The organism is Devosia sediminis, from assembly GCF_016411825.1.
Lineage (GTDB): Bacteria > Pseudomonadota > Alphaproteobacteria > Rhizobiales > Devosiaceae > Devosia > Devosia sediminis.
In genome coordinates this window covers 1,019,726-1,032,359 of sequence record NZ_JAEKMH010000001.1, presented here as the reverse complement: position 1 = coordinate 1,032,359, position 12,634 = coordinate 1,019,726, and the positions used below count along the sequence as shown (strand labels likewise).

Sequence of the window (12,634 nt, the reverse complement as noted above, 5' to 3'; positions counted from 1 at the left end):
TCACGCGCCCTCCTCCGGATCGGCCTTCTGCGCATCGTAGCGATCGGCGTCAAACCCGAGCGCCTCGAAGCTTTCTCGCATATGCGGCGGCAAAGGTGCTGAAATGTCTATCTTTTTGCCGTTCCGCAGCGGCAGCACGATGCGGCGGGCATGGAGGTGCAGCCCCTCGCCCAGGCCCGGCGCCGGCATCCAGTTCTCGATGTTGAAATAGCGCGGATCGCCGATGATCGGGGTGCCGAGCTGGGCCATGTGCACGCGCAACTGGTGCGTGCGGCCGGTCACCGGCTTCAGCGTCACCCAGGCAAAGCGCCGGCTCGCGGTGTCGGTGGTCGAATAATAGCTCGACGAATGCACCGCCCCCGGCGCGCCGTTGCGCACCACGACCATCTGCTCGCCATCCGTGGTAGCCTGCTTGGCGAGAAAGCACGAAATCTCGCCTTGCCGCGGCGTCGGATTGCCGGCCACCACCGCCCAGTAGATCTTCCGCGCCGAGCGGGAGCGGAAGACTGAGCCGAAATGCTTGGCCGCCGCCGCGGTCTTGGCAACAACGAGACAGCCCGACGTATCCCGGTCGAGCCGATGCACCAGGCGCGGTGCCTCGCCGGCCTTGTTGGGCAAGTTCTTGAGAAGCCCATCCATATGCCGCACCGTACCGCTGCCACCCTGTACGGCCAAGCCATGGGGCTTGTTGAAGACGTAGAGATCATCGTCCTCGTAAAGGATCAGGTCCTTGAGGAACCGCACTTCCTCCGGATTCACCTTGAACGCGCGAACGGTATCCGGGTCGTCGACCGGCGGGATGCGGACGATCTGCCCCTCGGACACACGCGTGCTGGTTTCGACCTTGGCTTTGTCGAGGCGGACTTCGCCATTGCGGATCAGCTTCTGCAGCCGGGCAAAACCGACCTGCGGAAAATGCCGCGCAAACCAGCGGTCGAGGCGCATGCCGTCGTCGTCCGCCGTGACTTCTCTGTGTTGAACGCCGCTCATGCCATGCCGCCTCTCGTCATCAGGAGCCCGCAATATAGGCCCGCGAGGCAAACCACAACCGACAAGCCGACATAGAGCGCCGCCTGCCCCAGCTCACCGCGCTCGATCATGGATATGGTATCGAGCGAAAACGAGGAGAAGGTGGTGAACCCACCCAGGACGCCAATCCCCACGAAAAGGCGGATATCGGGTCCCGATGCTGGCAAGGTCCGCACCAGGAATCCTATCAGCAGGCCCATGGCCATCGACCCGGTGATGTTGACCAGGAGCGTCGCCAGCGGAAAGGATCCGCTCCAGAACCGGCCGATCAGCACACTCATGCCGTAGCGAGCCATGGAGCCGATTGCGCCGCCAAGTCCAACGAGAACAAGGGCTTGCACCTAGCCTTCTCCCCGCTTGGCGGCCCGCAATCTACCGAAATAGTCCATGCGTTTCCTGAGATCGCGCTCGAACCCGCGCTCCACCGGCTGGTAGAATTCCTGTCGTCCGATTTTTTCTGGGAAGTATTCCTGCCCCGAAAAGGCCTCCGGCGTGTCGTGGTCGTAGATATAGCCTTCGCCATAACCTTCGCCCTTCATCATCTTGGTCGGGGCGTTAAGGATCACCATGGGAGGCATGGGCGAACCGGTTGATTTTGCGACGGAAACCGCACCCTTGTAGGCGGTGTAGACGGCGTTCGACTTGGGCGCGAGGGCCAGATAGACGACCACCTGGGCCAGCGACAGTTCGCCCTCGGGCGACCCCAGCATCTGATAAGCATCGCGTGCCGCCACGGCGAGGACGAGCGCCTGCGGATCGGCCAGGCCGATGTCTTCGGAGGCCATGCGAATCAACCGTCTAGCCAGGAACAGCGGATCCTCGCCGGCATCCAACATGCGCGCGAAATAGTAGAGCGCCGCGTCGGGATCGGAGCCGCGAATGGTCTTGTGCAGGGCTGAAATCAGGTTGTAGTGCCCGTCCTGTGCCTTGTCGTAGATCGGCGCCCGGCGCTGGACGATGGTTAACAGACTGTTAGCATCAACGGTCTCCTGGGGACCGACTGAAGCTAAAATCTCTTCCACGAGGCCGAGCAGCGCTCGCCCGTCGCCATCGGCGAGGCCGAGCAGCGTTTCGCGGGCAGCGTCATCCAGCGGCAGGCGGGACCCGAGCAGAGTCTCCGCCCGCTCCAGCAGCTTTTCCAGATCGTCCCGGCCGAGCGATTCAAATCGCAGCACCTGGCTGCGGGACAGCAGCGCCGCGTTGAGCTCGAAACTGGGATTTTCCGTGGTGGCGCCCACCAGCACCACCGTACCGTCTTCCATGACCGGCAGGAAACTATCCTGCTGGGCGCGATTGAAGCGGTGTATCTCGTCGACGAAGAGCAACGTACGATGACCGGACAGGCGCTCGAACCGCGCCTTCTCGAAGACTTTCTTGAGATCGGCCACGCCCGAAAAGATCGCCGATATCTGCTCGAAGCGGAAATCGATCTGGTCGGCAAGCAGCCGCGCTACCGTGGTCTTGCCGGTGCCCGGCGGTCCCCAGAGGATCAGCGATCCGAGCCGTCCCGAGGCCAGCATGCGCCGCAACGTGCCGCCCTCGCCAAGCAGATGCTGCTGGCCGATCACCTCGTCGAGGGTTTTCGGCCGCAACTGATCGGCCAGCGGACGGGCCTTGTCGGTTTCGCTCGGGTCGGCGGAAAAAAGGTCAGCCATGTAGGGAAATGGACTTCAGGTTTGTGGGAGGGTTGACGCGGACGAGGCCGGTGCGAACATGGTACTTAGCACTAGCACCAAAACGACCCAGTGTATCGAGGGCAAATCGATGATCCGCAGCGCGCTGGCCGCTTTGGCCGTGTCCATTCTTGGCCTGGTTTCGCCTCTGGCACAGGACGATGCCATCGGCATCCCGGGTCCGATTGAGTTCGAAGGCGTCAGCTTCGATCTCGTTTGGACCAGCCACCCCACCGATACTGACTACAAGCAGGAATATCTGCCCGCCGGACAGGCCGTCGAAGCCTACCAGCAAATGTTCATGATCGACCTCATGACCGATGGTCCCACGCCCGATGTGGCGGCCAATGCCATGGTCCAGTCCCTCGAACAGCGCCGGGCCAATGACCCGGTCGTCAATTTCGAAGTCATCAGGAACACGGGCACCGGCGAAGTGATCCTGGATTTCGTGCTCAGTAGCGACGACGGAGAGATGCTCATCGTCGAATGGAACGCCTATCGGTATGTGCCCACCGATTCCGGACTCGCCATGTTCGGCATCAGCCGGCGCGGATATGATGACGAGGTCACCGATTTCCTGACCAACCTCAAGAGCATGCGCCAGCCCGCCATCGAGGCCCTGGCTTTCATGGAGGTTCCGGGCATCGTCATCGAGTGACCCCTGTGGCACGCCCCTAGCCGCTGACGATCGCCCGGCTCACCCTTCCGTCGCGCTGCAGGATGATCTGCCAGGTGCGGACGCGCTGCGACGCAGTCTGAAGGAACTTCTGGGCGTCGGCGATGACCGTGTCGTTGAGCTGGAGGATGACGTCGTCGATATTGAGGCCCATGGCCTCTGCCTCCGAGCCAGGCTCGATGGCGGTGACGATGACCCCGGTCGCGTCATAGGGCAGGCCCTTGCTCTCGGCCAAAGCCGGATCGAGCTGCCGCACCGTAACGCCGGCAAAGCGGGAATTGCCCTCGATGGTCACGGTCGCATTCTCTGCCGGCTGCGGCGCCGTCTCGACGGCAAGGGTAATGGTGTCCGTAGCCCCACCGCGCAGCCGCTCCAATTGTGCCGTCTCGCCCACGGCCCGCGTGGCCAGGCGGAAATTGAAGGCACTGGGATCGTCCACTCTATAGCCATCGATGGAGAGGATTACGTCGCCGGACTGGAAGCCGGCGCGCTCAGCCGGCCCGCCGGGCGCGGTTTCGGTAATGAGCGCCCCATGCGGCGCCGTCATGCCCAGGCTCGCGGCAATGTCGGAATTCACCGCCTGCATCTTTGCCCCAAACCACGGCCGCACGATTGCGCCGCCGGTGACGCCGGCCTCGGCCACCAGCCGGGCCATGTTGGCGGGAATGGCAAAACCTATGCCCACCGAGCCGCCAGTCTGCGAATAGATGGCAGTATTGATTCCCACGAGCCGTCCGGCCATGTCGACGAGCGCCCCGCCCGAATTACCCGGATTGATGGCAGCATCGGTCTGGATGAAGAACTCGTAGTCGGTCGCCTCCACCCCGGTACGGGCCAGGGCCGAGACGATGCCGCTGGTGACGGTTTGCCCGACGCCGAACGGATTGCCGATGGCCAGCACCAGGTCGCCCACGAGCAGATTGTCGCTGTCGGCAAACTGCATGGCGGCAAATTCAACCCCTTCGGCGTCGCGCACCCGCAGCACGGCAAGGTCGGTATCGGCATCCTCGATGACGATGTCGACCGCGAATTCCCGACCGTCGCTGAGGGCGATGCGGACATCCGTCGCTCCCTCGATCACATGGCGGTTGGTGAGAATGACGCCAGCGGCATCGACGATCACGCCTGAGCCCAGCGACTGCGACTGACGCGGACGGCTCTGGAAATACTGCTCGCCGAAAAAGCGGGAGAAAAACGGATCGTTGGCGAAGGGCGAGGCCGCCTGTTGTTCGACGCGCGTCGCATAGACATTGACCACAGATGGCGACACCGCCTGCACGATGGGCGCAAAGCTGAGGGTGATCTCTGCATCGCTCCGGGGCACCGCGCGTTGTAGCTCCGGGACTGCTGCCGGTTCGGCCTGCGCCAGTGCGGGCGGCGTCCCGTTCCAGGGGCTCAACGCCAGCATGCCGCCGCCTCCTAGAATAAGCAGAGCAACGAGCGAAAAAGCCAACGTACGCAAAGACATGAAGAGACCTTCGGAATCGATGTGCGAGACAGCAGACGGCGCTGACGCCGGTCAACGACAACGCCCGGATTCTGTCATGAAAATGACGCGTCCAGATTGTTGGTTTGCAACCGAAATAAACGTTTGCGTGAGGGGTTGCACAGCCCTATATGCAGCGCTCGTTTTCACCATTTTCTCCAGCCCTGAAAGGCCTGTTGTCCAATGACTGACGAGCCGAAGACCGTCTATGCCAATACCTCGGCATTGATTGCCGCTGAAGCACCCGACTTTCCGTCCTTCCTCTTCTCCGAGAGGGAGTTTCACAGGGCGATCAAGGTCTTCAAGAAGGGCTTTGACGGGCTTCTGACCTATGCTGTCAAGTGTAACCCGTCGCCGCACATCATTGCACAGCTCCATGCCGAGGGCCTCAAGGCCTTCGACGTGGCCTCGAACACCGAGATGGAACTGGTGCGCGACTACGCGCCGGGCGCCGTGATGCACTACAACAACCCGATCAAGAGCAAGCGCGAGATCGAGCGCGCCTATGAAGAATTCGGCGTCCGCTCCTTCACCATCGACCATCCGCAGCAGCTCGACCAGCTCGCCGCGGTGGTGTCGCCATCGCGCGACGTGGAAGTGACCACGCGCTTCAAGGCCGGCAAAGCGCTGAAGAGCTATGACTTCGGCATCAAGTTCGGCGTCATGGAACAGGGCGCGGCAGAAATCGTCACCGCCGTCGAGAAGATGGGCTATACGCCCAGCCTCTGCTTCCATGTCGGTTCGCAATGCGAAGACGCCTATGCCTATGAGCGCCACATCGCGGCCGCCTCGCGCATCGTCGAGGAAAGCGGCATCGAATTGAAGCGCCTCAATATCGGCGGCGGCTATCCGGCCCCCTACCCGACCAGCGAAGCGCCGCCGATGGACTATTACTTCGAGACCATTTCGCAGGCCGTTTCCGACCATTTCGGCGACAAGAACAAGCCCGAGCTCATCATCGAGCCCGGCCGGGCGCTGGTGACCTCCTCGACCTCACTGCTGCTGCGCGTAAAGCATCAGCGCGGCGGCCAGTCGGTCTATGTCAATGACGGCGCCTATGGCTCCCTGATGGAAGTCAAGTTCATGCACTTCACCCCGCCGGTCCGCGTCTGGCGCGGCCCGCGCGTGCATGACAATGGCGAGGAATTCTCCGAATTCACCATCTGGGGTCCCACCTGCGACAGCTATGACGTGCTGCCCCAGGTCTTCACCCTGCCGGCCGATATCGACGAGGACGACTGGATCGAATTCGGCCTCATGGGCGCCTATACCCAGGCTTCGCTCACGCCCTTTAACGGCTTCGACCGCCGCGACCAGTATTGGGTCGAGGAAGTCTATACCGGCAAGGACATGGCCCCGGCGGAGTAAGCCGCACGCCACCCCACCCTCATTCCCTCCCCATCAAGGGGAGGGAGGCGCAAGACCGAGGAGCCTGTGTACTTCGTCTCCCTCCCCCTTGTGGGGAGGGATCAAGGGTGGGGGTACTGTTTGCGCATGACCGACATCCCACCTCTCCCAGCCCTCGGCCGCCGGATCATGGTCCTGGGCCTCAGCAATTCCGGCAAGTCGACGCTGACCGTGGCTCTTTCAGCCAGGCTCGGCGTTCCGGCCGTTCATCTCGACCAGCTCCAGCACCTGCCGAACACCAATTGGGAGGTTCGCCCCGAGGCGGAATTCGCCGCCCTGCATGACGACGCTATCACGACAGATGCCTGGATCATCGACGGCTCCTATTCGCGCCTCATGCCGCAGCGCCTCGCCCGGGCCACAGGCATCATCGTCCTCACCGACAGCCTCGTTACCCGCTACCGCCGCTATTTCACCCGCACGTTGTTTCAGAAGACACGGGCCGGTGCGCTCGAGGGCGGCCAGGACCGGTGAACCTCAAGATGATCCACTGGCTCTGGCACACGCGCAACTCAATCGGCAAATACCAGCAGATCGCCCGCGCCTCGGGCCTGCCGCATGTTCTGGTCAATAATCGACGCGAACTGGACGCGCTCTATGCCGCCTGGGGCCTCACTTTGCCTTCGGCTTGACCAGACCGAAGCGGATACCGCTTTCGGCGGCGCTGAGGATGGCTTCCCGGTTGCTGCGATACGGCCGTCCGAGCAGAGCCTCGCCCTTGCTTCCGTCGAAGTGCTTTTCGTTGCCCACATCGTTGATGATCTGCCGCGTTGGCCCACCCAGCATCGAAATAATGCGGATGATCCAGTCCGGCACCACTTTCGTGGTCACTGCATGATCGGGATAGGCCGCGCGCAGCACATCCGCGACCTGCCCAAAAGTCATATAGGGACCGGTGCAGAGATAGCGCTGGCCGGCACTCTCAGGCGTCCTGAGAGCTGCCACATGCATGGCCGCCACGTCCCGCACATCGCTGATGGCAAAGCCAATGCGTGCCATTGCCGGCGTCGAGCCATCGAGGAGTCCGGTCACGAGACCGAGCGATATCGAGGTTTCGGGGTCCGTTGCCGGCCCCAGAATGGCGCCGGGATGGATCGTGGTCAGCGCCATGCCATTGGCCTTGGCAAAATCCCAGGCGGCACGTTCGGCCCTGGTCTTGCCGATGCAATAGGCCCAGCTCCGCCGCATACCCTCGAGATTGGTGAAATCGGTCTCGCTATAGCGTCGCACGCCCCTTTCGTGGCCCAGCCCGTAGCCGACCGTGGCGATAGAAGACGTCATCACCACACGCTCTATGCCGGCCGCGCGGGCAAAGCGCAGCACCCGCTCGGTCCCGTCAACCGCGGGGCGGACAACAAGGTCCGGGTCCTTCGGCTCGACCGCGACGATCGTCGCTGCCACATGCATCACCGCCGAGATGCCATCCATGGCCTCTGCCCAGCCACGATCGTCGAGCAGGTCGGCTTCGACCAGTTCGAGCTGCCCCTCAAATCCGGGCGCCAGGGCAGCCACAGCGGCCCATACGCCCGGTACCTTGCCCTGCCCTCGTACAGTGCCGCGCACGCCATAGCCGGCGCGCAGCAGCTCACCAATCACATGCTTAGCCACGAAGCCGGACGCGCCGGTAACGAGAATACGATCCATTGCTTCCCCCAAAGCGAAAGAGGCGGCCACGAAACCCGTGACCGCCTCCAATCAAAATCGTGCTGCCGGCAAGACTTACGCCGCTTCGGCTTCGTCGTCCTGGGTGAAGACCGGACCAGAATCCTGGCCCTTGGCATCGACATCGCGATCGACGAACTCGATCACGGCCAGCGGGGCATTGTCGCCGTAGCGGAAGCCGGCCTTGAGGATGCGGATGTAACCGCCCTGGCGTTCGGCATAGCGCGGGCCGAGCACGGCGAAGAGCTTGGCAACCTGGGCTTCATCGCGGATCTGGGCGATGGCCTGGCGGCGGGCATGCAGGTCGCCGCGCTTGCCCAGGGTGATGAGCTTCTCGACGATCGGACGGAGGTCCTTTGCCTTGGGAAGCGTGGTGACGATCTGTTCGTGCTTGATCAGCGCGGCGGACATGTTCGCGAACATGGCCTTGCGGTGAGAAGCGGTACGGCTGAACTTGCGGCCTCGGGAAGCGTGGCGCATGGGTTATCTCCTAAAGTCTGGGCAGCGCCGGATCAGTAATGATCTTCGTAGCGCTTGGCGAGGTCATCGATATTCTCGGGGGGCCAGTTGTTGACGTCCATTCCGAGATGAAGCCCCATCTGTGCCAGGACTTCCTTGATTTCATTGAGCGACTTGCGGCCGAAATTCGGAGTCCGCAGCATCTCGGCTTCCGTCTTCTGGATCAGGTCGCCGATATAGACGATGTTGTCGTTCTTGAGGCAGTTGGCCGAACGCACCGACAGTTCGAGCTCGTCGACCTTCTTGAGCAGCGCCGGGTTGAAGGCAAGTTCCGGAACAGCGTCCTGGGCCTTCTCCTTGGTGGGCTCTTCGAAGTTGACGAAGACCGAGAGCTGATCCTGGAGGATGCGGGCGGCATAGGCCACAGCATCTTCCGGCGAGATCGCGCCATTGGTCTCGACGCTGAGCGTCAGCTTGTCCTTGTCGAGGCTTTCGCCTGCACGGGTGGCATCGACCTTGTAGCTCACGCGGCGGACCGGCGAGAACAGCGCATCGACCGGGATGTAGCCGATCGGGGCGTCTTCGGGACGGTTCTTCTCGGCCGGGACATAACCCTTGCCGGTGTCGACGGTGAACTCGATGTTGATCTCGGCGCCGTCGTCAAGGTGGCAGATGACCAGCTCGGGGTTCAGCACTTCGATATCGCCGGAAACCTTGATGTCACCAGCGGTGACGGCAGCCGGGCCCTGCTTGGTGAGGGTCAGGCGCTTCGGGCCTTCGCCACCCATCTTCAGGGCGATTTCCTTGACGTTGAGAACGAGATCGGTGATGTCCTCGCGCACGCCGGGCAGCGAGGAGAATTCGTGCAGGATGCCGTCAATCTGGATCGCGGTCACTGCCGCGCCCTGAAGCGACGACAGCAGCACGCGACGCAGGGCATTGCCCAGGGTAAGCCCGTATCCGCGCTCAAGCGGCTCGGCAACAACCGAGGCCACGCGCGCGTTGTCGCTGCCCGAAACAATGTCCAGCTTGGTCGGCTTGATCAGTTCCTGCCAGTTCCTCTGGATCGTCACGGTATTGTCCTTTCAATTTAGCGGCCATGCGGCCGCTCCGCCGCAAACACAATAGGACTCCCGACCCATCCAATCGGTCGGGAGTGAACCAATCGTCTTGTTAGACGCGGCGCCGCTTGCGCGGACGGCAGCCATTGTGCGGGATCGACGTGACGTCACGGATCGAGGTGACGTTGAAGCCAGCAGCCTGCAGGGCGCGCAGAGCCGATTCACGGCCCGAACCGGGGCCACGAACTTCGACCTCGAGGGTCTTCATGCCGTGTTCCTGGGCCTTCTTGGCAGCATCTTCAGCAGCAACCTGGGCAGCATACGGGGTCGACTTGCGCGAGCCCTTGAAGCCCATCACGCCCGAGGACGACCACGAAATGGTGTTGCCCTGCATGTCGGCGATGGTGATCATCGTGTTGTTGAAGGAGGCGTTCACGTGTGCGACGCCGGAAGTGATATTCTTGCGTTCCTTACGACGAACGCGTGCGACTTCAGCCTTAGCCATTACTATCCTCTAGGGTATCGGCGCTGCCGTAGTACCAGCAGCTCCACCACGGAAGAAGCGGTTCAAGTCATTCCGGCCAGCTCTACCGAGCCACCGAAAGGCTTGCCCCGCCACATCCAATTCAAATTGCTGTTCCCGCACTGGCGGGAGCAGATTACTTCTTCTTGCCGGCGATCGGCTTGGCCGGACCCTTGCGGGTGCGGGCATTGGTGTGGGTGCGCTGACCGCGGACCGGCAGGCCACGACGGTGACGCAGGCCACGGTAGTTGCCCAGATCCATCAGGCGCTTGATGTTCATCGCCACGTTACGGCGAAGATCGCCTTCCACGACATAGTCGCGGTCGATGGCTTCACGGATCTGGATGACTTCGGCGTCGGTCAGTTCGTTGACCCGGCGCTCGGCCGGAATACCGACCTTGGTCGTGATATCATGGGCGAACTTCTCGCCGATCCCGTGAATATACTGCAGCGCGATGACCACGCGCTTATTCGTCGGGATGTTGACGCCAGCAATACGAGCCACGTCTGCTCTCCTTCATTCACACGCGCCATCGCGGCGGGTGCCTTTAAACAACAAGGGACCGGATTTCGACCCCCAACTAAGGGAAAACCGAATCCAGCCCAATGATCCATGAGTCTGGTGCGGTTCTTTAAGGACAAGACCGGGCCGAGTCAACAGCCGATCCCGCCCCGCATTACTTGCCGAGGGCGGCCTTGATGGCAGCCGTAACCTCGGTAACGGGCGCCATCCCGTCGACGGGCTTCAGGAGCCCCCTGCCCGAGTAGTACGCAACCAATGGCGCGGTTTGCTCGGAATAGACACCGAGGCGCTTGCGCAGCACTTCCTCGTTGTCGTCGGCGCGGGCGCCACCCGATTCCTTGCCACGCTGGATGACCCGGCGAACCAGTTCATCGGCATCTGCCTTGATCTCGATGACGGCGTCGAGGGCAATGCCCTTTTCTGCCAGCATGCGATCCAACGCTTCAGCCTGGGCGATCGTGCGCGGGAAACCATCGAGGATGAACCCGGGCTTGCAGTCTTCGGCGTCGAGACGCTCCGACACGATGCCGTTGACGATGGCGTCGGACACCAGGTCCCCACGGTCGACGATCGCCTTGGCCTCGACCCCGAGCGGGGTCTTGGCGGCAATCGCGGCGCGCAGGATGTCGCCGGTAGAGAGCTGGGGGATACCGTAGTCGTCCACCAGAATTTTAGCCTGAGTTCCTTTTCCTGCCCCCGGGGGCCCCAGCAGGATCAACCTCATCGACGCTTGCCTCCTCCAAGACGGGACTTCTTGAGCAGTCCTTCATATTGCTGAGCCACGAGATGGCTCTGGATCTGCGTGATCGTGTCGAGCGTCACCGTCACCATGATCAGCAGCGAGGTGCCGCCGATGAACTGGCTGACCGCCAACTGGCTGAACAGCACTTCCGGGATCAGCGCCACGACCGTCAGGTAGATCGCACCGACAACGGTGATGCGGGTCAGCACGTAGTCGATGTGCTGGGCAGTACGCTCACCCGGCCGAATGCCCGGGATGAAGCCGCCGGAGCGCTTCAGATTGTCAGCAGTCTCGGTCGGGTTGAACACGATGGCCGTGTAGAAGAAGGCGAAGAAGATGATGAAGAAGGCGAACAGCGCCAGATAGAGCGGCTGCCCCCGGCCCAGCAGCGCCGTCACCGTCGTCAGCCAGGCCGGGGCATTGCCCTGGGCGGCGAAAGACGCGATCGTGGCAGGCAGCAGCAGCAGCGAGGAGCCGAAGATCACCGGGATGACGCCTGCGGTGTTGAGCTTCAATGGCAGATGCGACGTGTCACCCTGGAACATCTTGTTGCCCACCTGGCGCTTTGGATACTGGATCAGCAGCCGGCGCTGGGCGCGTTCGAAGAACACGATGACCGCGATCACCACCAGGGCCAGCACCAGCATGCCGAGGCCTGCAAAGGCCGGAATGGCGCCGGTACGGGCCAGTTCCAGCGTCTGCGCCACGGTCGCGGGCAGGTTCGCCACGATGCCGGCGAAGATGATCAGCGAAATGCCATTGCCGACGCCGCGTGCGGTGATCTGCTCGCCCAGCCACATCAGGAACATCGTGCCACCCACGAGGGTGATCACGGTCGAGATGCGGAAAAACCAGCCTGGATTCAGCACGACGCCCTGGCTGCCCTCAAGGCCCACGGCAATGCCATAGGCCTGGATGACGCAGAACACGACCGCCAGGTAGCGGGTATACTGGCTGATCTTGCGACGGCCGGCCTCGCCGCCTTCCTTGCGGAGGGCTTCCAGGCGCGGCGACGCGGTCGAGACCACCTGCACCACGATGGACGCGGTGATGTAGGGAATAAGGTTCAGCGCGAAGATCGCCATGCGCTCGACGGCACCGCCGGAGAACATGTTGAACATGCCGATGATGCCCTGCTGCGACTGTTCGAAAGTCGCGCGGAACGCATCGGGATCGATGCCGGGAACCGGAATGAATGTGCCCAAACGATAAACAAGCAGCGCTCCGAGTGTGAACCAGATGCGCTGCTGAAGGGCCTTGGCCTTCGAAAAGGTCGAGAAACTGAGATTACGTGCCAGCTGTTCGGCTGCGGACGCCATATACCGCTCCTACGGCTTAGATGCCAGGTGCGCTCGGAGCGCTGGAGACGCATATATGGGATATGTGCCGGCCA

At 62.5% G+C, this 12,634-nt stretch carries 15 protein-coding genes; 4 read left to right on the top strand and 11 right to left on the bottom strand.

All coding sequences use genetic code 11. The features are described 5' to 3' along the window. The 3 genes from JEQ47_RS05415 to JEQ47_RS05405 are packed head-to-tail and all read right to left on the bottom strand — an operon-like array spanning position 1 to position 2,684. On the bottom strand, positions 1-990 hold the full coding sequence (locus JEQ47_RS05415) for an RluA family pseudouridine synthase (protein ID WP_198875338.1): 990 nt from the start codon (positions 988-990) through the stop codon (positions 1-3). Next, positions 987-1,370: a fluoride efflux transporter CrcB gene (gene crcB, locus JEQ47_RS05410; RefSeq protein WP_198875337.1), complete on the bottom strand. Its 384-nt coding sequence runs from the start codon at positions 1,368-1,370 to the stop codon at positions 987-989. The genes JEQ47_RS05415 and crcB overlap by 4 nt, the downstream gene beginning before the upstream one ends. Beyond that, complete coding sequence (locus JEQ47_RS05405) at positions 1,371-2,684, bottom strand: replication-associated recombination protein A (protein ID WP_198875336.1); 1,314 nt, start codon at positions 2,682-2,684, stop codon at positions 1,371-1,373. A gap of 109 nt (positions 2,685-2,793) precedes the next feature. Here JEQ47_RS05405 and JEQ47_RS05400 point away from each other — a divergent pair, with 109 nt between their 5' ends. Next, positions 2,794-3,360, top strand: coding sequence for an HI_0983 family protein (locus tag JEQ47_RS05400; RefSeq protein ID WP_198875335.1), 567 nt, complete (start codon positions 2,794-2,796; stop codon positions 3,358-3,360). A gap of 16 nt (positions 3,361-3,376) precedes the next feature. Here JEQ47_RS05400 and JEQ47_RS05395 read toward each other — a convergent pair whose 3' ends face one another. After that, the gene (locus JEQ47_RS05395; RefSeq protein ID WP_236020650.1) at positions 3,377-4,786 is read right to left on the bottom strand and encodes a Do family serine endopeptidase; all 1,410 of its coding nucleotides are present in this window, start codon (positions 4,784-4,786) and stop codon (positions 3,377-3,379) included. A gap of 261 nt (positions 4,787-5,047) precedes the next feature. On the opposite strand from JEQ47_RS05395, the gene JEQ47_RS05390 reads away from it, so the two are divergent. The 3 genes from JEQ47_RS05390 to JEQ47_RS20580 all read left to right on the top strand — a co-directional run bounded on the left by JEQ47_RS05390 (position 5,048) and on the right by JEQ47_RS20580 (position 6,903). Beyond that, positions 5,048-6,232 carry a type III PLP-dependent enzyme domain-containing protein gene (locus tag JEQ47_RS05390; RefSeq protein ID WP_198875333.1) on the top strand — a complete coding sequence of 395 codons (1,185 nt, stop codon included), beginning with the start codon at positions 5,048-5,050 and terminating at the stop codon, positions 6,230-6,232. Between the two features lie 126 nt (positions 6,233-6,358). Then, positions 6,359-6,745 carry an AAA family ATPase gene (locus tag JEQ47_RS05385; protein WP_236020649.1) on the top strand — a complete coding sequence of 129 codons (387 nt, stop codon included), beginning with the start codon at positions 6,359-6,361 and terminating at the stop codon, positions 6,743-6,745. Continuing rightward, the gene (locus tag JEQ47_RS20580) at positions 6,742-6,903 is read left to right on the top strand and encodes a hypothetical protein (RefSeq protein WP_236020648.1); all 162 of its coding nucleotides are present in this window, start codon (positions 6,742-6,744) and stop codon (positions 6,901-6,903) included. Before JEQ47_RS05385 ends, JEQ47_RS20580 begins: the two co-directional genes overlap by 4 nt. On the opposite strand, the gene JEQ47_RS05380 is transcribed toward JEQ47_RS20580, so the two are convergent. The 7 genes from JEQ47_RS05380 to secY all read right to left on the bottom strand — a co-directional run bounded on the left by JEQ47_RS05380 (position 6,884) and on the right by secY (position 12,560). Then, positions 6,884-7,915, bottom strand: a complete 1,032-nt coding sequence (locus JEQ47_RS05380) for an NAD-dependent epimerase/dehydratase family protein (protein ID WP_198875332.1) — start codon at positions 7,913-7,915, stop codon at positions 6,884-6,886. The genes JEQ47_RS20580 and JEQ47_RS05380 overlap by 20 nt on opposite strands. 75 nt (positions 7,916-7,990) lie before the next feature. After that, positions 7,991-8,413: a 50S ribosomal protein L17 gene (gene rplQ / locus JEQ47_RS05375; protein WP_198875331.1), complete on the bottom strand. Its 423-nt coding sequence runs from the start codon at positions 8,411-8,413 to the stop codon at positions 7,991-7,993. Positions 8,414-8,445: 32 nt separating this feature from the next. After that, entirely contained in the window at positions 8,446-9,465 is a 1,020-nt protein-coding gene (locus tag JEQ47_RS05370) for a DNA-directed RNA polymerase subunit alpha (RefSeq protein ID WP_198875330.1), read from the bottom strand. A 100-nt stretch (positions 9,466-9,565) separates the two neighbouring features. Further along, entirely contained in the window at positions 9,566-9,958 is a 393-nt protein-coding gene (rpsK, locus tag JEQ47_RS05365; protein WP_086469598.1) for a 30S ribosomal protein S11, read from the bottom strand. A gap of 154 nt (positions 9,959-10,112) precedes the next feature. Continuing rightward, positions 10,113-10,481: a 30S ribosomal protein S13 gene (gene rpsM / locus JEQ47_RS05360; protein ID WP_198875329.1), complete on the bottom strand. Its 369-nt coding sequence runs from the start codon at positions 10,479-10,481 to the stop codon at positions 10,113-10,115. A gap of 172 nt (positions 10,482-10,653) precedes the next feature. Beyond that, complete coding sequence (locus JEQ47_RS05355; RefSeq protein ID WP_198875328.1) at positions 10,654-11,223, bottom strand: adenylate kinase; 570 nt, start codon at positions 11,221-11,223, stop codon at positions 10,654-10,656. Further along, positions 11,220-12,560, bottom strand: a complete 1,341-nt coding sequence (gene secY, locus JEQ47_RS05350; protein WP_198875327.1) for a preprotein translocase subunit SecY — start codon at positions 12,558-12,560, stop codon at positions 11,220-11,222. The genes JEQ47_RS05355 and secY overlap by 4 nt, the downstream gene beginning before the upstream one ends. Positions 12,561-12,634 lie beyond the last annotated feature (74 nt).